This window comes from Aquibacillus halophilus (assembly GCF_009649745.1).
In the GTDB taxonomy this organism is placed as follows: Bacteria; Bacillota; Bacilli; order Bacillales; family Amphibacillaceae; genus Aquibacillus; species Aquibacillus halophilus.
Genome location: NZ_WJNG01000010.1, coordinates 103,349 through 125,271, shown reverse-complemented (window position 1 = coordinate 125,271; position 21,923 = coordinate 103,349). Strand labels below are relative to the sequence as shown.

The 21,923-nt window shown below is 34.9% G+C and carries 20 protein-coding genes and 1 pseudogene; 15 read left to right on the top strand and 6 right to left on the bottom strand.

Features of this window, described 5'->3' with window-relative positions; translation table 11 throughout:
* A pseudogene (locus GH741_RS13070) lies at positions 1-653 on the top strand (esterase family protein); the annotation flags it as partial.
* Positions 654-924: 271 nt separating this feature from the next.
* On the opposite strand, the gene GH741_RS13065 reads toward GH741_RS13070, so the two are convergent.
* Complete coding sequence (locus tag GH741_RS13065; protein ID WP_153737232.1) at positions 925-1,113, bottom strand: glycine betaine ABC transporter substrate-binding protein; 189 nt, start codon at positions 1,111-1,113, stop codon at positions 925-927.
* A 93-nt stretch (positions 1,114-1,206) separates the two neighbouring features.
* A complete protein-coding gene (locus GH741_RS13060) occupies positions 1,207-1,512 on the bottom strand; it encodes an ATP-binding protein (protein ID WP_153737231.1) in 306 nt (101 codons plus the stop codon).
* On the opposite strand from GH741_RS13060, the gene GH741_RS13055 reads away from it, so the two are divergent.
* The 14 genes from GH741_RS13055 to GH741_RS12985 all read left to right on the top strand — a co-directional run bounded on the left by GH741_RS13055 (position 1,478) and on the right by GH741_RS12985 (position 15,162).
* A complete protein-coding gene (locus GH741_RS13055) occupies positions 1,478-1,771 on the top strand; it encodes a hypothetical protein (protein ID WP_205677341.1) in 294 nt (97 codons plus the stop codon). The genes GH741_RS13060 and GH741_RS13055 overlap by 35 nt on opposite strands.
* Before the next feature lie 421 nt (positions 1,772-2,192).
* Positions 2,193-3,182, top strand: a complete 990-nt coding sequence (locus tag GH741_RS13050; RefSeq protein ID WP_153737229.1) for a LacI family DNA-binding transcriptional regulator — start codon at positions 2,193-2,195, stop codon at positions 3,180-3,182.
* 137 nt (positions 3,183-3,319) lie between these two features.
* Positions 3,320-4,255 (top strand): alpha/beta hydrolase, encoded by a 936-nt coding sequence (locus tag GH741_RS13045; RefSeq protein WP_153737228.1) that lies wholly within the window; start codon positions 3,320-3,322, stop codon positions 4,253-4,255.
* Between the two features lie 47 nt (positions 4,256-4,302).
* Positions 4,303-5,115 (top strand): alpha/beta hydrolase, encoded by an 813-nt coding sequence (locus GH741_RS13040; RefSeq protein ID WP_153737227.1) that lies wholly within the window; start codon positions 4,303-4,305, stop codon positions 5,113-5,115.
* 125 nt (positions 5,116-5,240) lie between these two features.
* Positions 5,241-6,197 (top strand): carbohydrate kinase family protein, encoded by a 957-nt coding sequence (locus GH741_RS13035; RefSeq protein ID WP_338079421.1) that lies wholly within the window; start codon positions 5,241-5,243, stop codon positions 6,195-6,197.
* Positions 6,198-6,212: 15 nt separating this feature from the next.
* Positions 6,213-7,682: a sucrose phosphorylase gene (gtfA, locus tag GH741_RS13030; RefSeq protein ID WP_153737226.1), complete on the top strand. Its 1,470-nt coding sequence runs from the start codon at positions 6,213-6,215 to the stop codon at positions 7,680-7,682.
* Between the two features lie 310 nt (positions 7,683-7,992).
* Entirely contained in the window at positions 7,993-9,348 is a 1,356-nt protein-coding gene (locus tag GH741_RS13025) for an ABC transporter substrate-binding protein (protein ID WP_153737225.1), read from the top strand.
* A gap of 61 nt (positions 9,349-9,409) precedes the next feature.
* Complete coding sequence (locus GH741_RS13020) at positions 9,410-10,291, top strand: carbohydrate ABC transporter permease (RefSeq protein WP_153737224.1); 882 nt, start codon at positions 9,410-9,412, stop codon at positions 10,289-10,291.
* On the top strand, positions 10,291-11,121 hold the full coding sequence (locus GH741_RS13015; protein ID WP_153737223.1) for a carbohydrate ABC transporter permease: 831 nt from the start codon (positions 10,291-10,293) through the stop codon (positions 11,119-11,121). The genes GH741_RS13020 and GH741_RS13015 overlap by 1 nt, the downstream gene beginning before the upstream one ends.
* 120 nt (positions 11,122-11,241) lie before the next feature.
* The gene (locus GH741_RS13010; RefSeq protein ID WP_153737222.1) at positions 11,242-12,222 is read left to right on the top strand and encodes a LacI family DNA-binding transcriptional regulator; all 981 of its coding nucleotides are present in this window, start codon (positions 11,242-11,244) and stop codon (positions 12,220-12,222) included.
* Positions 12,223-12,340: 118 nt separating this feature from the next.
* Entirely contained in the window at positions 12,341-13,216 is an 876-nt protein-coding gene (locus tag GH741_RS13005; protein WP_338079420.1) for an alpha/beta hydrolase, read from the top strand.
* Positions 13,217-13,598: 382 nt separating this feature from the next.
* Entirely contained in the window at positions 13,599-14,198 is a 600-nt protein-coding gene (locus GH741_RS13000; RefSeq protein WP_153737221.1) for a YesL family protein, read from the top strand.
* 303 nt (positions 14,199-14,501) lie between these two features.
* A complete protein-coding gene (locus GH741_RS21940; protein ID WP_153737220.1) occupies positions 14,502-14,816 on the top strand; it encodes a YdcF family protein in 315 nt (104 codons plus the stop codon).
* A 148-nt stretch (positions 14,817-14,964) separates the two neighbouring features.
* Positions 14,965-15,162 carry a hypothetical protein gene (locus GH741_RS12985; protein ID WP_153737219.1) on the top strand — a complete coding sequence of 66 codons (198 nt, stop codon included), beginning with the start codon at positions 14,965-14,967 and terminating at the stop codon, positions 15,160-15,162.
* A 605-nt stretch (positions 15,163-15,767) separates the two neighbouring features.
* Here the strand turns inward: GH741_RS12985 and GH741_RS12980 are convergent.
* The 4 genes from GH741_RS12980 to GH741_RS12965 all read right to left on the bottom strand — a co-directional run bounded on the left by GH741_RS12980 (position 15,768) and on the right by GH741_RS12965 (position 21,127).
* Positions 15,768-16,130, bottom strand: a complete 363-nt coding sequence (locus GH741_RS12980; protein ID WP_153737218.1) for a Na-translocating system protein MpsC family protein — start codon at positions 16,128-16,130, stop codon at positions 15,768-15,770.
* Positions 16,131-16,424: 294 nt separating this feature from the next.
* Positions 16,425-16,922 carry a carbonic anhydrase gene (locus GH741_RS12975; protein ID WP_153737217.1) on the bottom strand — a complete coding sequence of 166 codons (498 nt, stop codon included), beginning with the start codon at positions 16,920-16,922 and terminating at the stop codon, positions 16,425-16,427.
* A gap of 51 nt (positions 16,923-16,973) precedes the next feature.
* A complete protein-coding gene (locus GH741_RS12970) occupies positions 16,974-19,595 on the bottom strand; it encodes a DUF2309 domain-containing protein (RefSeq protein WP_153737216.1) in 2,622 nt (873 codons plus the stop codon).
* A gap of 2 nt (positions 19,596-19,597) precedes the next feature.
* Positions 19,598-21,127 (bottom strand): NADH dehydrogenase subunit 5, encoded by a 1,530-nt coding sequence (locus GH741_RS12965; protein WP_338079419.1) that lies wholly within the window; start codon positions 21,125-21,127, stop codon positions 19,598-19,600.
* Between the last annotated feature and the right edge of the window lie 796 nt (positions 21,128-21,923).

Genomic DNA, 21,923 nt, shown 5'->3' with positions numbered 1-21,923 from the left:
GGACTGACCAATCATTCAATTCTGAGGGAACGAACATGCTTGGTTTCTATTATTTTGACTACGAGCTAAGATATGATCTGGTTCCTTTCATTGAATCTACCTATAATACCTATGCAAATATAGAGGATACATCTGCTAAAGCAATTGATTTTAACCGTAAGCATAGAGCGATTGCAGGTCTGTCCATGGGTGGAATGCAAGCTTTAAATTTGATTTTAGGTGGTTTTCGATGTGATTCTGTCGTTTATACCGGTACAGAAACAAGATGGAAGAATGGGCTTGATACCACCGTCCATGCCCCAGGGATGGAGGACTTATTTGCTTATGTTGGTGCTTTTTCTAATGCTCCGACATCGAGTGATGGTAAAACGTTAGGAACTACCATCTCATCATCGAGTCACAGGATTGATTTACTATACATGACGTGTGGGGACGCTGATGAAGTTGCAATCGAAAGAGGATATAAAATAGCGACAACAGAGCTATCACAAGCTGCTGGAGACAAGCTGTTGGACTACTATGAAGTTATAATCAAGGATGGTCTACATGATTTTAATGTATGGAATAATGGTGCCTATAACTTTGTCCGTTTGGCTTTTGAGAAACAAAGGAGGGAAACAAAGGGACGTGCATCCTTTAATTTGTTGTTCTAGATTAAAAGATACTTTTTCCAATCTACTAGAATAGAGGTTTTTTAGCACCTTGAAAATCCACATTTCTATCATTAAATTAAAGGAATCAGATAGACGAATTATAAATGGTGCCTGCTGCAACGTATTTAAAAGCACCCTGAAGCAAACGTAATCGTGGGGAGTACACCGAAGCAGAGGTAATGCATCAATACCTTGTCAATGAAGGAATCGACGCAGAGCAGCAAACTCATTACTTACTGCGATTGTTAAACGTTGGGAAGCAAATGCAGATCTACCCATTATTCCATCGTTCTTCTGTATATTCTGGTTCTTTCAGAAGTGCCATATCATAATTTTCAGTTACATAAGATGGTTCCCAGTTATAGCCTACCCAAGACTCCCCTTTATCAACTGCACTTTTACAACTAGCAGTTAATGTAGCTGCAGCACCTGGTGGGAGAAACAATTCAGTGCCTGTCATTTCCCGCTTTTTGTCGGTTTCGAAAATAATACGGGAAGTGACAGGTGCCTTATTTTATACTCTTGTGTAGAGTGAAGACTAGTATTACATCCGCTACTCTTTTCGGTATTGGTTTAAAGAAAAACTACGAGAAGGAATTTTAATTTCAGCTGTAGTCCCATTTTTTGATTTAAATTCAATTCTCCCTTGAAATTCACTAGTAACAATTCCATGTAATATTGATAAACCTAAGCTTGTTACTTTTGAGGGGTCAAAATTATCTGGTAGCCCAACTCCATTATCGTTTACAGCAATAAATATATGATCATCTAACTTTTTACACTGTATATGAATGGTTCCAGAACTCATATTAATAAAGGCGTGTTTGAAACAGTTAATGACTAACTCATTAATGGCCAATGCGATTGAGGTAGCTTTATTATATGGTATAAAAATATCATCTAATTCTAAATGGATGGTGAAATTTGGATCAAAATTTGATAATGATATAATTTCTTCGATTATTTCTTTTACATTAATGATGCTTCGGCTTAATTTATTTTTTGATAAAAGGTTGTGTACGGATGAGATACTTTTAATTCTAGATATAATCCCGTCTAATATTGAATTAACTAAACCTAACGCGTTTGGTAAAAATAAGCTTTATGGCACCTGTTAGTTGTTGGTGCGGTAGTATCGCCCCTATGGAAAAATGCAGAGAAAAATGGAATTAATGTAAAGACCTTATCTGCACCAAACACTTGGTACATGGTGTTTCACTTTTAGAAAGGGAACGCTATATCATTTTGACCGAATAGTTAGGCTTAACTCCCGATTAAGTGAACAAATATCAGGAAATAAAGGAACTTGAGTGCTTTCAATTAATGTGAGTTGAATATGAGCTTATTTGGAGAAGCCAGGGCTATTTTATCAGGAAGTCAATAAACCAATATTCCATGATATCCTATTGTAATATCTGCAACAAAGGGCCTGACGAAACAATACTAGGCTTATTATTCACTTTCATATATAGTAACTAAATTCCATTTCACATGATATACTATATATAAATTTTAAAAATTAGAGATGGTGATTTAGTCATGCCAAAAATAACGGATGTTGCACAAAAAGCTGGAGTTTCTGTTACAACGGTTTCTCGTGTTCTTAATAATAGAGGATATATTAGTGATGCTACGAGAGATAAAGTTTATAAAGCGATGAAGGAAATAAATTATCAGCCTAATGAGCTTGCACGGTCTTTGTTTAGAAGAAAATCCAATACTATTGGCCTTATCGTACCCAAAGTAGCTCATCCTTTTTTTAGTGAGTTAACCTATTATTTAGAACATTACGCGTACAAAAAACAGTATAAAATACTATTATGTAATTCAAATCGAGATGTATCTAAGGAGAAAGAATATATAGAGTTGCTAAAACAAAATCAGGTAGAGGGAATAATTATGTGTAGTCAAGTATTAGAAGTTGAAAACTACCTAAATTTAAATTTACCTATCGTATCTTTTGACCGAGCATTATCTAAAAATATACCTGTTGTAACAAGCGATAATTTTCTTGGTGGAAAACTTGCTTCAGATCTATTAATAAAGAAAGAATGTAAAAACTTAGCCTATATTTATGGTGGAATTGGAGGTCCTCATCACACGGCGCTATTAGCAACAGATAGGTACCAGGGATTTTTAGAAGGGATGAAAACGAGAAAGGACGAACTATCAATACAAACCAAAGAAGTTAATACTTCTAAAATAGCTAACATGGCGGAGGAAGTTGCTGAATTTTTAGAAAAAAATCCTACTATTGACGGGGTTTTTGCGAGTAGTGACATCATAGCTTCAACTATTATTCAAGCATGTCATCTTTTAAAGAAAGCAATTCCCAACGATATAAAAATTATTGGATATGATGATGTTGAGTTATCAACCATACTAACACCACCTCTTACAACAATAAATCAACCTCTAGAAAAAATGAGTGAGCTAACCATTGAACTTCTAATTCGTCAAATAAAAGGTGAAAAAGTATCCTTTGATAACTCACTTCCGGTTTCATTGGTTGAGCGAGGAACAACATAAGAAATATAAATGTCAATTAGCATTTATATTTTTGTCATGTTAACCGGTTGACATGTTTATGATAACCGGTTAACATATATATGTAAGGTATAACATGCACTATAATTATTTCATCTTAAGATTGGAGGATTTCTTAGTTGAACTTTTTAGACAAGGTATTGGACGAGTTAAGAGAACCGTTGAAATTGTTACCGGTTATTAAGTTACCGGAAGATCTTCAAACAGCAAGACAGACTCCTATTCCTCCTGATGGACAATCAGAAACAGTACGGATAAGAAATCGTTACATAGCTGGTGGAGACGGTCAACAAATGCTAATTAAGATATATGAACCGATACATATAGATAATAAACCTTTACCCGCAGTGCTTTGGAGTCATGGTGGTGGATATGTACTCGGTCATCCGAATAGTGATGACCAATTGTGTGAAAGCTTCGTCGAAAAAGCAAATTGTATAGTTGTATCAGCAGACTATCGTCTTGCGCCTGAACATCCTTTTCCAGCAGCAGTGGAAGATTGTTATTCAGCATTAAAATGGATGACAGATAATTATAAGATATTAAATATTGATTTAAAAAGAGTTGCCATCACTGGTGGAAGTGCAGGTGGAGGAATAACTGCAGCACTTGCATTGTTAGCTCGTGATCGTGGAGGTCCAAATATTTGTTTTCAAATGCCATTATATCCTATGATTGACAACCGCAATATTACCCCTTCTAGCTTAGAAATTACTGATAATCAGGCAGTCTGGTTTAAAAATAATAACATTGTTGCGTGGAAAATGTATTTAGGCGAAATTGAAAACGATAACATTTCCCAATATGCTGCTCCAACTAGAGCGGATAATTTAGAAGGCTTACCTAAGACATACACATGTGTAGGACAATTAGATCCATTCCGTGATGAAACAATTGACTATGTTGCCCGTCTGGCAAGAGCTGGAGTAGAAGTAGAGTTTAAGTTTTACCCAGGATGCTTTCATGCTTTTGAGCATATAGCACCAGACGCAGAGATTAGTAAGCGCGCCAAAAATGAGTATATTAATGCACTTACAAAAGCATTTCAAACTTAATTTCGTTATGAGTTTTTTAGTAATGATTAAAAGGAGTGGAGAGATTATTGATTCATGAAATACTGGATGTTCAAATAAATGGCTCAAATGCAAAGTTATATACGTATATACTCGATAACTCAATTGAAATAGACGAAAATCGTGTTCGACCAACAGTAATTATTTGTCCTGGTGGTGGATATGAATTCACTTCAGAACGTGAAGCGGAACCAATAGCTATCCAAATGAATGCTTTAGGTTTTAATGCATGTATATTGCGATACAGCGTTTATCCACATACATATCCAACTTCTCTGTTAGAACTTGCACAATCTGTAGCTCTTGTTAGAAAAAACTCAGACAAATGGCATGTCGATAAGGATAAGATTATCATTGCAGGATTTTCTGCAGGTGGTCATTTAGCAGCAAGTTTAGGAGTGTTTTGGAAAAAGGAATTTCTAACAACACAATTAGGTTTTTCTCATGAAGATATTAAGCCTAATGGTTTGTTATTAAGTTATCCAGTTATAACGTCTGGTGAATACGGACACGTGGGATCTTTTAAGGCGTTATTGGGTGAGAACTATGAAAAATCACTACATGAACTATCTTTAGAGAATATGGTTACGAAGGATACTCCTCCAACGTTTCTATGGCACACTGGTACTGATGAGGCGGTGCCTGTCGAGAACAGTATGTTGTTTGCAAGTGCGCTTCTTAAAATCAAGGTATCAACGGAAATGCACATATACCGAGAGGGTGTACATGGGTTAGCTTTAGGAACTGAAGAAACAAAGTCCAAATCCTATAGTGAAACGGTACTACCTGAAGTTAGCAATTGGATTGAAATGGCAGGCAGATGGATACGACATCTAAAGTAAACTATTGTATAGATAATATTAATGATCCCGTTATGTCCTTATTGCTATTATTATACTAACAATGATTTTAGCTCGGTGAAAGGTTATAGCGGTGTATAGGATTAAAAGGATGGGGGAGTTAGAGAGTGCTGGATTTTGATAGCAAAATAGAATTTCCAAATAAAAAAAATGATGTTTTCGCTATAGGAGAAATTCTAGTTGATATGATCTCAACGGATTATGATAATAACTTTGAATGTGACACCTATCAGAGATATTTTGGAGGCTCTCCAGCTAATATAGCAATAAATGTTAAAAAATTAGGTATTAATTCTGCGGTCTCTTCTGCAGTTGGTAAGGATGGATTTGGAAAATTCTTAATCAATAGCTTAAATGAAAATGAGGTAAATACCGATAGTGTGCAGAACGTAGATTATGCAACTAGTCTCGTAATGGTGACCAAAAGCAAGTCGACACCTACCCCAATTTTTTATAGAGAAGCTGATTACCATTTAGATTATACAAATGGGCTTGAAGAAACATTGCTAGATTCAAAGTTTATTCATTTTTCCTGTTGGCCGATTTCAAAGAAGCCTGCGAGAAATACGATTGAAAAAGTAATAGAAGTAGCAAAAAAGAATAAGATTTTGGTTGGTTTTGATCCAAATTACCATCCAATGATTTGGAACAAAGGGGAAAATGGCATAGATTATGTTAAATCCATAATAAAAAGAGTTGATATAATCAAGCCCTCTGAAGATGATGCCGAAAGATTGTTTGGAATAGATACACCGGAGAACCAATTGGAAAAGTTTCTGCAACTTGGGGCGAAACTAGTAATCCTAACATTAGGAAAGAACGGTGCAATTGTCTCAAATGGAAAAGATACTATTCGATTAGATACTTTAGCGACAGATGTTGTTGATGCAACAGGAGCAGGAGATGCATTTTGGTCTGGATTATATACTGGGTTAATAAAAGGTTATACGATTAGGCAATCATTATCTTTAGGTTTTGGTGTTAGTGCTTTTAAATTGAAATATACGGGAGCAGTTATCTGTTTACCAGAAATTGAAGAAATTAAAAACATTTATAATTTATAGGGGGGGTGAAATAATATGGCAGTTAAAAATCAAGTGCAGCTTATCACATATCCAGACTCGTTAGGAGGTAATCTGAAGAGTCTAAATGAAATAATGTCGAATCAATTATATGATCTTTTTAAAGGCGGAGTTCATATACTACCTCCTTTTCCATCATCAGGTGATCGAGGGTTTGCTCCACTGTCGTATTTAGAAATAGAACCTAATTTTGGAACTTGGAAGGATATAAGTGACATAGGGGGGGATTATGATGTCTTGTTAGATTTGATGGTTAATCATATTTCTAGACAATCCGAGTATTTTCAAGACTTCCTTAAGAAAGGAAGAGAGTCTGAATACGCTGATCTATTTATTACGTTAGAAAAAATGTGGGATGATGGAAAGCCAAATCAAGAAGATATTGATAAGATGTTTCTTCGTAGAAAGAAGCCTTATTCAACATTTACAATTAAAGAAACTAGTGAAGAAGAAACAGTATGGACTACATTTGGAAAGACAGATCCTTCAGAACAAATTGATTTAGATATAAAGTCAGATAAGGCAAAGCAACTTTTTATAGAATTCTTTAAGAATTTCAAGCAACATAATGTGAAAATAGTTAGGCTTGATGCGGTAGGTTATGTAATTAAAAAACTTGGGACAAGTAGCTTCTTTGTAGAGCCTGAAATTTATAAGTTCTTAGACTGGATTAGGGAGACTGCTAACTCGTTTGATATCGAATTGCTTCCAGAAGTCCATTCACATTATAGTATTCAATACAAGCTTGCAGAGCATGGTTTTTGGATATATGATTTCATTTTACCATATAGAATCTTATCTACATTAATCAATAAATCAAGTGGAGACTTGCTTCAATATTTAAGAACTCGTCCACATAAACAATTTACGATGCTTGATTGTCACGATGGTATTCCAGTTAAGCCGGATATGGATGATCTGATAAATACAAGTGAGGCTCGGGAACTAGTAGATATTTGTGTTGAAAGAGGAGCTAATCTTAGCCTTTTATTGTCTGATGAGCATAAGGACCCGGATGGATTTGATGTGCATCAAATTCGTGGTTCATACTATTCTATTCTTAATAGTGACGATGATGCTTATATGGCTGCAAGGGCAATCCAATTTTTTACACCTGGCATTCCTCAGGTTTATTATGTAGGTTTATTAGCAGGTGAAAATGATCTTCAAAGAGTAAATGAAACTGGAGAAGGACGAGAAATTAATCGTCATAATTTCACATTAAGTGAGATTGAGCAATCGCTTGAAAAAGATGTTGTAAAGAGATTAATGAGACTTATTAAGTTTCGTAATGATTATAATGCATTTAATGGTAATTTTGATGTATTAAAATCAATGGATGGTGAGGTAAGACTTCGTTGGCAGCTTAGTGATAAAAAGTGTGACTTGTTTGTGGACTTAAATACTAATAAGACAATTATAGAATATATAGATGAAAATGGAGAAATATCTAAGTATTTTGTTTAATTTAAAATGGTCTTTAATTAATTCTCCATTTCTATAACAACAGGTGATGTCACCTACAACTTAGAATGCTCATAGTTTTTTAAAAAAAGAATTCAGAAGTATTAGTTTTTTTATGTGTCAACCGGTTGACATCTATATGTCAATCGGTTAACATAAATCACAGGAAGCGCTTTCAACAAAGGTGGGGGGTAATCCTAATGAAACTTTAAAACTATTATTAGTTTTTTGTGATTGGGTAAACTGCTATAAGCGGAAAGTTATTTTGGGGTCAAAAATTGAACAAAGATAATTTGAATGGGGGATATGATTTATGAAATTAAAAATGGCTAGTATCTTTAAATTAATGTCAATTGTTTTACTATCTATGTTGATAGCTTGTTCTAATGATAGTTCGAATGCTGATGAGAACTCAAATTCAGATGAAAACTCAAATGATAACCAAGACCAAAGTGAAGACGTCAAAATTACGTTCTTCAACACTTCAGCTGAAGTAAATGAAGTATTTGAAAATTTATTCGATAAATATGAAGAATTAAATCCAAATGTAACAGTTGAGTTAATTCCAACACCAATTGGTGGAGCACAAATAGAAAAATTCCAATCACTATTAGCATCAGGCACACCGGCTACTATTGCAAATCTTGATGCTGGAGCAATTCTACAATATAAGGATAAATTCTTAGATTTAGAATCAGAGAAAGAAAAATACGAGGCATTAACTACGCCTGGAACAATTGATCGTGTTTTACTTGATGGTAAATATTTAGGAATACCTTGGACATCGCAAGGTTATGGGTTGCTTTATAATAAACGAGTAATAGAGGAAGCGACAGGCGAATCATTTGATCCATCAGTGACAAGAACACGTGATGATTTAGCTGCATTGTTTGAAGAAATTGATGCTTCCGGAACAGCACCAGTAGTTATTCATGGAGCAGATTGGTCATTAGGATCTCATTATACTGGGCTGGGTTATGCATTACAATCACGAGATGTTGAAGAAAACCTTGCATTTGTAGAAGAATTGAAGAATGGGAATGTTGTTTTATCAGATAATCCACAATTCAATGGTTTAATGGATACCTTTGATTTACTAAAGAAATATAATCTTAGAAAAGATGACCCTCTTGTGTCGGACTATAACTTAGATAGTACAGCTTTTGCAAAAGGTGAGGCAGCATTCTATTTTATGGGTGACTGGACTTGGGCTGTAATAGGGCAACTTGAAGGAAGAGACGAGGAATTTGGCGTTATTCCAGTTCCAATCAGTAATAACCCGGAAGATTACGGTAATAGTCAGATAGCCTTTAGTGAACCAAAACTATTTGCTATTGATGATACAGAATCCACTGAAGCACAGCAACAAGCGGCGAAAGAATTGATAGAATGGATGCTAACAAGTGAAGAAGGACAAACAGCAATTATAACTGAAATGGGCTTAAATATGCCATATAATGATTTAAAAGCTGAAAGTCCGAACGTTATATCTAATAGTGTTAGTGAATATGTTCAACGAGGCGATGTTATTAGCATTAGTGTAATGAATTATTTTCAACCAGATTGGTGGTCGAAAGTGGGAGCATCAATGCAAAAGTACTTATCTGACAATATAGAACGAGAAGAATTATATAATGAATTTGAAGATTACTGGGAATCAACTAAATAATCTATAATTTACAAAGTGTGGAAATATTTTATTTTCCACACTTTGTCAAAGGAGTAACTGTATGAGACAAAACAAAAAACTCAAAAATATTGGCCTCTTCTTGTTGTTTGGAGGACCAACATTATTTATTTTTTCAGCCGTTATCGTTATTCCATTCATTTTTGGCTTATATTTAACTTTTACAAACTGGAGTGTTGCAACGGGAGATAGTACCTTTGTTGGATTGTCTAATTACGCAGAAGTATTTACTGATAAGGATTTTCTTACTTCATTCTGGTTTACAATAAAATATGTTTTTGCTTGTTTAGTTTTTGCCAATTTTTTTGCCTTTTTTATAGCTTTGGCACTCACAAGTAAAATAAAAGGTAAAGGTTTACTAAGAACGGGTTTCTTTACACCAAATCTAATAGGAGGTATTGTATTAGGTTATTTATGGCAAATTTTATTTTCTCGAGTTATGCCATACTTAGGTGACCAATACAACTGGGGCATTTTTGAAAAGTCTTGGTTGGGTGATCCGGATAAGGCGTTTTGGGCACTTGTGGTTGCTTCAGTTTGGCAACTTGTAGGTTATCTAGTCATCATATATATGGCAGGTTTTGCAAGTGTACCTAAAGATGTTTTAGAAGCTGCTAGTATTGATGGAGCAAATTATTTCCAGGGCTTACGAAAAATTATAATACCCCTTTCGATTCCATCAATTATTATCTGTTTCTTTTTAACGATTACTCGCGCATTCTTAGCATATGATATTAATCTATCATTGACTGATGGCGGTCCTTATAATTCTACTGAAATGGTTTCTTACCATATTGTTCAGAAAGCCTTTTTATCTAATGATTTTGGCGCAGGACAAGCCGAAGCAATCGTTCTTTTCCTTGCAGTAGCACTTATTGCAATAACACAGACATATATACTTAAGAAACGGGAGGTAGAGGCTTGATGGTTAAAAAGAGTAATAGTCTTATAGCGTTTTTTAAAACAATTGTTTTATACTTCACGCTTCTCATCGTTTTAATACCTTTTGGCATTGTCGTAATGAATTCATTTAAAACAACACAAAAGTTTATTGAAAGTCCGTTTTCATTACCTGAATCATTTAAAATTTCAAATTATGTAGATGCTTTCCAAAGTATGAATTTTATGCAAGCCATATTTAATTCATTGATTTTAACAGTTGGTAGTATTGTTATCATTGTATTTTTTTCCGCTATGACAGCTTATTTATTTGCTCGCTTTAAATGGAAAGTTAATAAGATTCTCTTTTTTGCTATATTGTCATCAATGGCACTTCCATTTCAAGTTTTAATGATTCCTCTTGTCATTTTATACGGCGAAATGGGTCTTTTGAATATGCGTCCAACTTTAATGTTTATGTATGTTGGATTTGGATTACCTTTAGGTGTATTTATTTTTCATGGTTTTATTAAAGGGATTCCTTATGAATTAGAGGAAGCGGCTTTTATTGAAGGTTGCTCAAGATTAAGAACTTTCTTTGTGGTAGTTTTGCCATTATTAAAACCCGTTATGGTAACACTGATTATATTAGAGGTTCTAATAATTTGGAACGATTATCTTTTAGCTAGTCTAATATTACAATCGCCTAATCTTAGAACGTTGCCATTATCTGTATTTAACTTTTTCTCATCCTATTCTGTAGACTATGCACCACTAATGGCAGGATTACTTATGGCAATGGTTCCTGTATTGGTTTTATATTTGATACTACAAAAACATATTATTCAAGGGCTTGTAGATGGGGCACTAAAATAATTTTAATAAAATGACAGAAGTAATCACGTAGAAAACACTTGGATTACTGCAACTAGTTACTCATACATTTTTATTCACCTAATGATTTAAATAAAAGTTTGTTGGAATTGAGGAAACAAAATGACAGTAACGATTAAAGATCTTGCAGAAAAGGTAGGAGTTACCGTTACTACTATTTCCAGAGTATTAAATAATCGTGGATATATAAGTGATGACCTTAAGAAAAGAGTACAACAAGCCACCAAGGAGCTCAATTATCAACCTAATGAGTTAGCTAGATCGTTATCTAGAAAGAAGTCAAATATTATCGGGTTAATAATTCCTGATGTTTCTCATCCTTTCTTTGCCGAGTTAACAAAGCATATCGAATATTATGCATATGAGCAGGGTTATAAGGTACTCTTATGTAATTCTTTGCTCAATAAGAATAAAGAAAGAGAATATATAGATTTATTAAAGGCAAGTCAAGTAGATGGTATCATCATGGGGAGCCAAACGATAAGCGTAGAAGATTTTGAATTAATTAACCTGCCAGTTATAACTATCGATCGAAAAATTTCTAATCAGATTCCATATATTTGTTCTGACAATTATGATGGTGGAAAAATAGCAACTGAGTTATTAATTGATAAGAAATGTAAAAAAATTGCACATATTAGTGGGAATTTGCAACTAAACTTATTAGCAAAACAAAGACATGAAGCCTTTGTAGACAAGGTAGTCCAAAACGGAATTGAATATGTAGTGGTAGAAACTGATATCAATGGTTTTGATTTAAAAGATTACGAAAAGCTAGTCCATAAGCTATTCCAGGAGCATCCAGACCTAGATGGCGTATTTGCAAGTAGTGATATGATAGCTATGCAAGTAGTGAATGAATGCCAGAAATTAGGTTATCGAATTCCTGAGCAAGTAAAGGTTGTTGGGTACGATGGAATAGCACAAGGTTATAATCGCAATTATATGATTACAACGATAGAACAACCTATTAAAGAGATGGGTAAGTTAGCAGTTGAAAATTTAGTGCAACAAATATTAACAAAAAACCCTCCTATGGAGACGATTCTTCCGGTTAAATTATTGGAGAGAGAAACTACTTGAGTTATGGCCAAAGAAATAGTTTTAAGAACATTAAAGATGAGAGAATTTATTTAGAACGTTTTAGTTTGCACATGTGGTGATCCAGAAATGCAATATCATAGATTCATTACTTTAGTTAGTGGATTTAATTTTAGTTAAGCTAGGAACAAATGTCGATAGAAATGGATCAGTTGCAGAGTCTAGTAAAAGGAGAGTGTGTACAATCGCATTGATACAGGTTAATTTTCAATCAAAAGCCTTACAAAGAGAAGTAATATTTAATGCACTTATTCCAATAGACACCATGGAGATACCAGGTAAACAGAAAAACAATCAAGGGCCAATGAAAGCACTTTATCTGTTACATGGATATTCAGGTGGTTTGACTGATTGGATAAGCTTTAGTAATATTCGAGAATTATCAGACAGGTATCATGTTGCAGTTTTTATGCCCGTAGGAGAAAATCATTTTTATATCGATGATAAAGATAGAAGAGCATTATACGGAGAATATGTAGGAAATGAATTAGTACAGTACACAAGAGAGTTATTTCCATTATCACACCTTAAAGAAGATACATATATTGGTGGTTTTTCTATGGGTGGGTATGGTGCAATTCGCAATGGATTAAAATATGCTGAAAATTTTGGCCGTATTATAGCTTTATCTTCAGCTATAATTACATATAAGATACAGAATGCAGGTACCGATTATGACGACGGTATCGCAGATTATAAATATTTGAAAAGTGTCTTCGGTGACTTAAACCAACTTCAGGGGAGTGATAAAGATCCCGAAGCATTGTTAAATAATTTAAAAAACACAGACATAAGTATCCCTAATATTTATTTGGCTTGTGGTACAGAGGATTTCTTATTGGATGTTAACCATAAATTTCGTGATTTTTTACAATCTGAAAAAGTAGACCACTCTTATTTGGAATCCCAAGGAGAGCATTCTTGGGATTTTTGGAATGAATATATAGAAAAGGCCTTTTTGTGGGCGATTCAATAGTTTTAATTAAATAGATGAAATGTTGTTTTAATATAAAACATCAGTAAAAAGTTTTATCGTATTAAAAACGTTTTTAAAAAGCCAAGGAATTAAAAATAGGTGAGGGTGCTTATCGATTAAGGGTGATAGTAGTACAGGGAAAAAAAGTAAGACAAGTATCGATAAATCTATTGAATATATCTCTACTAATATTATCAGATAATGGATTAGATGAATTACGGAAAAAATAGGTTACTAAATAACAAGTCACTTTATCAAAACTTTAAAAGGAAGAAGAATTCTATGGTACAGAAATACAAAGTACCTTTGTGCTTAATATGTAATGACTAGAGTTTGTTGGTATGTTTGTAGTAATTAAGTGTTATTTCGAAAGGGTAGAATTATGAAAGTTACTGATAATATTTTTTATAAGGCATCTGAATGGATTACAAGGTTTGCTTTTCTAAACATCTTATGGCTTATTTTTTCTCTTGCGGGTTTAGTTGTTTTTAGTTTTTTTCCCTCAACAATGGCGATGTTTTCTGTTTTACGAAAATGGATTATGGGGGATAGGGATATACCCATATTCCGTACTTTTTGGAAATATTTTAAAACCGAATTTATATCTTCTAATTTAATGGGAGTAATCATTTTACTTATCAGCTTTACTGTATATTTAAATTTAAAATATATAGATCATACTTCTAGTAATGAACTTCAGTTTTTTCATGTTCCGATTTACGTTGTTATGATTTCACTAATTTTAACAATTTTATACCTTTTTCCAACTTACACTCATTATAAATTAAATTTTCTAAACTACTTTAAGAGAGCTTTCATTATTATGTTTACAAATCCGGTTGCGAATCTATTGATGATTGTATCACTTTTTATCAGCTACTCTATTATGAGTGTAATTCCAGTGATATTTTTAGTTTTTGGAGGAAGTATAACAGCCTATATTATTATGAGATTTTGTTACAATACATTTCAAAAAGTTTGAATAGATCTTACAAATTTATTATCTTTTAAGAAATGTCTAATAATCAAAAATGCTAACATTTTGCTAATACGATCAGATGAAAAGTTATATATTCCCTTAAAGGTGTTATTGTCATAATTTGGGGAAGTATTGATATACCATACTTTCACCGTGGTTCTCGGAACATATGGTTGATGGCGATTAACCTGGTGATTTGTTGAAACCAAGCTGCAGCATATTTAAAAGAACATCCTGAAGCAAAGGTGATCGTCACAGGTAAGGGACGTGGGGATTACACCGAAGCGGAAGTAATGCATCAATACCTTGTCAACGAAGGAATCGAGGCAGAACGTATATACCAAAGAGGCTCACGCACAAAGTACAAAGGAAAATTTTATTTTTTCCAAAGAGATCATCCAAGAAGAAAATTTGTCAGATCAAATACTATCCGTAACGAACAATTACCATCAGATGCGCTCCTACATGTATGCAGAGCAAAATGGAATTAACGTAAAGACCTTGTCTGCACCAACAACTTGGTACATGCTGTTTCCACTTTCGGAAAGAGAACGCCATATCATTTTGACTGAATGGTTGGGCTTAACTCCTGATTTAGTGAATAAGTATCAGGAGATATAGTAACGTAAACTGCGGAACTGATAGGATTAATATTATATTTTTTTATGAGTGCGAGGTACCGGGAGTGTGGCCAAGAGTCTGCACGAGGTGGCTCGCACTATTTTTTGCGCATCTTTTATTTATGTAGAATTAGAAGAATGAAATTTCAATGGCTCCAATAAGATTACGACAAAACAAAGATCAAACGCCAACCACTTTGTGTGAGTGTGTGATATCAATTGGAAGTCTAGGACTAGGATTTGGAGGTAGTTTAAGAAGTGATTTGAATACAGAATATTCTCAATTAATCACTCGAGTTGGTAAATTTTCAGCTGACACTGTTACTATTGCAATTAATAATAAGTGATTTGAGAAACCACCACAAATACCTGATAGAAAAAAACTTCAAAATTAATAAAACAGATCCATAATATAATTATGATTTGTATCTTGTATCTTTAACCCGCTGTGTAGTACGGTGGGTTTTTGGCGTACAAAAATTTAAAAACTTATCGTATTATAGAAAGCCGTGAGGAAAATGGCTGTTACTAATGAGAACTTTCATGGAGATATCTACTACTTACACAAACGTATAACGAAAAAAGGAAATGCATCCTATCACTTTTCCAATAAGAGCGCTGATGCGGATGTGGACAGAGGCCTATGAAATCTATCAAAATCCAAATGGTAGGGTATTTTGCGCAAGGCAAGTGCGACGAGGGGGAGAGGGGTACTACGCAATAACCACAAAACAAAATAAGCGAAAGTTGATAAACACCTCCGCTTATTCCAATAAGGTTAATTATGCGTTGTTACAATAAACTCTATCTTTCTAAAAGTCATCCGTAATATTTATAATCTAAATATTAGAACAGCCAATATGCTTCAGCCCTAACTTGTCTCGATGGTTAACGTAGACATTATAATAGTGTTTAACTAAGACAGTATAATCCTCAAGGTAAAATTTCGTATTTAAAGATTTTTCTCAAAATCATTAAATAATTTAAATACCATCACTCGTTCACCTGTATTAGAGCTTATATCAGTATGAAAACTTTTCACTTTTTCTCCGGTTATAGTTAAAATAGTATCCTTAAGATTTTCTACACCTGATTCAACTAATTCCGAACGAGTTTTCTTTATGGTTAACATTCCCTCTTTTGTTTCACAAACGGTGTATTCAGCTGGTGTTAGAATGCCTTGTAAATTCACAATTATCATATCCCGTAATATATCTGTCTTAACGGATACAGATCCACGCCCAAGAAAGTCCTTTTCCCATTGTGTAATCGCCCAACTTATCTCAGATTCATAAGAACCTTTAGATTGTTTCATATACTATACAACTCCCTATCGAATAAAAAATCGGCCTCTTTTATTTGCTTTTTAAAATTTATTAGATGATATTCCTTCTAAAGTTGAGCACCCGTCTTAAATTTTCAATTAGAAGAAATCTCCTTATTGCATCGGATAGATAGACAAGTATAATTCTTCTAACTCAACAATTAAAAATCTATTATAACATGTAATTCCTATAGACCTTTAATATCCATCCAACAAAATCTAAATTTAGTATAACAACTAAGGCATGGGAAGGGAAATGCACCTTATCTGGGAAATAATTAAGTTCTAATTAGTAACAACCTCAGCCTTTGAGTACTTTCCATTTTTATTATTTATTATTAAACCTCTTACTCTAACATCCGACGGTACTAATGGGTGGTTGCGGATGATATCAACACACTTTTCGATATTTTCACTAACATTTTCTTTTCCAGTTAGCCATTCATTAACCGTATCATCTAAAAAATCAGCCATACTATTTTGAATGGAATCGTCTAGTTTAAGAATTTCATCTTTTATTGAATCAACTTGGGTTAGTGAATTAACTGAGGTAATGCCTTTGTCTTTTATTCCTACAACAAAAATCTCCTTTACATTGGCCTGATAAATAGCCAAGACAACAGACCTCATTATATCCCCGAAAAGATTTGAGATTACGGGACCATAGCTTTGTATGGTCACCATGTTTTCTGGTCGGATTTTAGTCGCTTCTTGTAAAATAGGCTCTAATCCGTTTTCAATGTCTGTTAGAAACAATACCTTTTGATTAGTATCTAAATTCATAGTGTACACTTCCTTTTATACGTTGATAAATTGTTGATTAAATATTACCAGTTACCAGTTTTCCCAACGTCCTTCTGGATCAATACTAGCAAGTCGAACCCATCCATTTTGAACTTTTTCACGTAATGCGGAATCATTCTTTAATAACCGTTCTACATATTCATTAGGTGAATGGATGACAATCAGCAAACGTAGAGGAGAATGATAAGCCTCGTAATCTGATTGCATGACGGATTGCCAAGGTAGTCCAGCTAACAAGTCACTTGCATTCCCCTGCATAACACCGAGCCCTGCCGTAACGGTTTGCGTCGCTTTATTTCCACTACCATAATAATGAGGCACTACCGTTGACGCGTAGTATTGTAGATTAATCCATTGGGTCACCGTACCTGGTCCCGCTATGATGTTAGCTAGGAGATCACCACTTTCATCCTGCTGCCAATCATAATTATGAAGGAAGGCTCTCCCTTCCAAGTCACAATCCTGAGTTAGTTCACGTTGGCCGATAATAAAAGCGGCATTACGGGCTAATCCCCATTCCGGACGTATTTCACTCCAATCTTCCGCAAATCGATGCGCCTCAGCTCTTGGACTTTTAATTTTTGAATAAAAATTCGGTAATTGAGCTAGACGGTCTGCATTTGCATTTTGGCTCACTTTAGGCATAATAGCTTCAATACGGTCAAATGCTTCTTGTGCAGATACGGAAAGTTCAGGAACATAAATCCAGTGTAATTCATCTACCGTTGTTTTATGCTCAGCTGCTACGAAAACGGTGTCCTCAGGAATTTCAATACTTTCAAAAGAAAGCTTTTCTCTTACTTCTGGGAGGTTACATAAAGCAGCTAAAACCCTTGCATTGAATCCACCTGCCGCTCCACCGCAAGCACCACAGTCGAGAGCAGCAGCATAAGGGTTGTTTGTGCTTTGACTACCATGACCGCATATTACGACTAATGATGCAAAATTATCTGTTAGTCCCATCATTTTTAGAGCCTGGTGCGCATAATTCACTTTTTCTTCTTCAGAAAATCCAACAGGTATCTCTGTCTCTGTGTTATGAACATGATTAAGCGAGAGCCTTGTATCAGGTTTCCGTAAGTAATTCTCACGAAGGTTACGAATGAAACGATCTGCTCTTCTAGGCGCAAAGCTCCGGGCTACCATTTGTAGACTGAGCCAAGGTCCACTTAGTTCAGGTAAAAGTAAGCTCGCAAGTACGTTCTGTTTCATTGTTTTAAATGTATTGCTTAAGGAATTAACTGCCTGCTTCCGTTGTTGATACGATTTGAGTTCATTCTCATCAGCCGACTCTTTTATTTTGTGCTGAGGCTGTAGTATAACTGGCAAGGAAGGGTGACTGTGTTTACTTCCGAGTTCATTAGTTGCAATTGGTAAACCAAAGAAACCAGCAATTCCAATCGTTTCAAATGGACCTTCTTTTTCAAGTTGACGACGAAAAGGTTCTGATCGTACATCAATACAGAATGCTAATTGAGCTAATGTAGATTTTTTTTCATTGGTCTTCCGTTGTTTAGAGCTGATTTTCTGACTTAATCGATCTGTGTGTGTTTGTTCCCAAGCCTCTAACCAAAGTTTCCTACGAAGGTTCTCGTCAAAGCTGTAAGCAAATGATAAATATTCGTTTTGTTCAGCAGCTGACATCTGTGACCATGCCTCGGTTGTAAGGTCCCCCCAATGAATCCAAGCTGCTAATAGGGGAGTAATTGATTTTTTTTCCTCTGATTGTTGATTGGACAAAGGTAAATAAGGCTTTATTAGAGCGCACTCCATGGAAATTCGAACAGCTAAATATTCTGTTAGGAGTGCATGTTCATGGCTCGATTGTCGAGAGCGCCAAAGCATCATCCCTGCCCATCCAGGTAAGGCAAGTAAATGACCTTCAAGATAAGTCTGTATCTCTGATTCAGGGATTTCTAGTACGGATAATGCTTTTTTTATAGCTATATGTGGATCTTCGGGTATGTCCTTTAAGCTTTTGCGCTGATTTTTACTAAGTGCTGGATCATATGCTATGAGACGCTTCCATGCACGAAAGAAGCCTTCCTCACGATTTGGCATTGTCCAACCAGCTTGAGATTCATCAAGATATAATTTACACCACTTAATAATATGATGATCGAGAATGTTGACTAACCTTTCACCATTTTGATTCTCAATACGTGAACTTATTGGTTGCATCGGAGAATTTTCGATATTATCGGTATTAAGTTCACTGATTTCCTCTACCAATTTATCCAGCTTATTTGATGATAAAAGGTTAGAGGGTATTGGATCTAATTTTAGTGCTGCACGACAAAATTGCTCTGCCACGTCCCGCGGGATATGGAAGGAATGTGAATCAAGCCAGCGCTGCAGATTGATTTTCAGAAAATCTTCATCTATTTCACCTTTGCTATTTGCTGATAGAATCATAGAAGCACTAGGGTAGATATCTATATCACGAGTATTTTTTAACCACTCTGCAACCTGATCAAAAGGTTGGTTTTCAAGTCCCATCCAGGGATTACGTGCTGCAAAAGTAGAAATTGGCCAAAGTGGTGCAATGACTCGGCTAGCAGCTTCAATTAAAACGTTAATATCACTTTCTTTATGAATAATACTTGTATCTTCTTTTACATTTTCTTTTATTAATACAGATGTTCCGCCCATCACTAATTACCTCCTTGTGATAAAAATTTTTTAAGGTAGTCTGGATGACTTTCTACTGACTTTGGTTTTGCTTCACCTAGTCGTACTAACCAAAGATAGAGTATTGAGAAGGAAACTGAAGACCGATGACGAGCAATCCACATACCTATAGCACTACCAAATAGTAAGAGACATACGACAATGATGACAACTGACATTGGTGGTTGGCCACTTTGAAAAACGGTTGTATGCAACCATTCATAGAAGAGGTTATGAACGATAAAATAAACGATGGCAGCTCCTCCTAAAAATGATAAGCCAACAATTCGGCCAATTTTCCCCTGTCCAAAAGCTACGAGCTGTGTCCAAGAAACAGACAATGACCACCCTAAGATTAGCGCACTAATCAATCGATATCCCTCTCCGGGAGCCATGGACCAAAAAGCAATCCCTGCAAGTAAGCCTAAAACGCGACCAGCCATAACCCATAAATAGGATGATCTTTCATTAACGCGAGACGGTGCTTCGGAACGACGTACTGCCGAACCAGCCTGTAAAAACAATGTAGCTTTGAACAGACCATGTAAAATAAGATGAATAATAGCTGCTATATACGCTCCTAATGCACATTGAATAAGCATAAATCCCATTTGCCCAATCGTGGAACCTACTAACTGACGTTTATAGTCAACCTGCACTAAACCAATTCCGGATCCAATCAATACAGAAATGCTTGCAAGAATAACTAAAATAATCGAAGCTATATCTCCGTTAAAAAGAGGTGAAAATCGAGTTAGCATAATTCCCCCTGCATTTACTAATCCTGCGTGCATAATCGCCGAAACAGGAGTTGGAGCAACAACAGATTCGATTAACCACCTTTGGAAAGGCCATTGGGCTGCAGGAATTATCACTGCTAGAACAATTAATAAATTAATCCCTGTTCTGTCCCAAGCTCCAAGCTGATTTAAATTATCATTTGTAAGAGCTAGAGATAACTGCCATTGACCTGTAACTTGAAAAATCCAGATCACGGCAACTAATAATGCAACCCAACTTAATGTAAATAAGCGACTAGAAACCTTGGCAGCTTCAGAGGCTGCTTTCCATCCACGGTTTAACCTCATTAGTAAGATTAAACAGAAGAGAGTCGCTCCCCAAGATATAACCATCAAGCGGAGGTCACCACTTAACCATGCAATTGATGCAACAGCTGTAGTGAATGTAAAAAGCATAAAATACTTACGATAAGAGCGGTCACCCATTAAGTAACGCACAGAAAAACGCTGAATGATTAAGCCAATTGTAAGAACAAAGAAAGCCATTAACCAAGCTAAAAAATCCAAGTAAAAAGGACCAACATTTTCATTCACACCAGTATTAATAAGAGCAAATAAGGAAACCAAAGGCGGTAAAGCAACGATACCAATATGAATCCGAATAAAGCCCAGTGGTACTCGTGGAAGTAAAAACAATAGTCCACTTAGCCCAGAAGCAATTAGCATAACAAAAAATAATGTTAACAATGATGACGAACTCAACGAAACTAACACAAGACATTTTCCTCTCTAAAATGATTTTATTTCAAAAGGTCATTTCGCATATTTATCTAAAAAAACCATTCTTTTTATCTGCTCTATTACGACTTTTGAATAGATTTGTATTTTCTCAAAAAAAAAACCGACAACTTCAATATTCAATGATGTAAATTCATTGAAATATTGAAAATTGTCGGTTTTCCCTCAACTAAACTCAACGAAGTTTTTTTGAAGAACTACCTTATTTGATATCAAATACATTTTGTTTATAGTTGCCTTAGCGGTAAATTGCTAATCTAATAGTATAGGTGATTTACGTTACTTTTTCGTTCTTATCCATTGTAAAGCTTTTTCATCCGTTCAATAAAAAAATTAAAAGAATGCTAAAGCCCAACTTATTTAAGAAACAAAAATTAAACATCTATCGATTATTAAGTTAACTAAAAGATATCCTAAATATTAAAAGTTGTCAATATGGGGACGGTTCTTTTGTGTCACACATTTTCAATAAACAGGAAATGTGTGACACAAAAGAACCGTCAGAGTCCAAGTGAAAGGCTTGCGTTTTCTTATTGCTCTTTATTTCTAATTGGAAAGAAGAAACGGGCCACAACTGTAAAAGGTTATATCGTTAGAAAGTCGCTTTTTGCGTGATAAGAATTAGTAGTGCAAGGATGCCAGTAAATTAAACAGAACTCCTTCATTGTTTTATTATAATTGCTCGTCAATAAGTTCTAAATAAATCGTAACCATTCCTATTTACAAACAGGAATGGTTACGATATAATTTGTTTTTAGCAGAAGGGGATGAA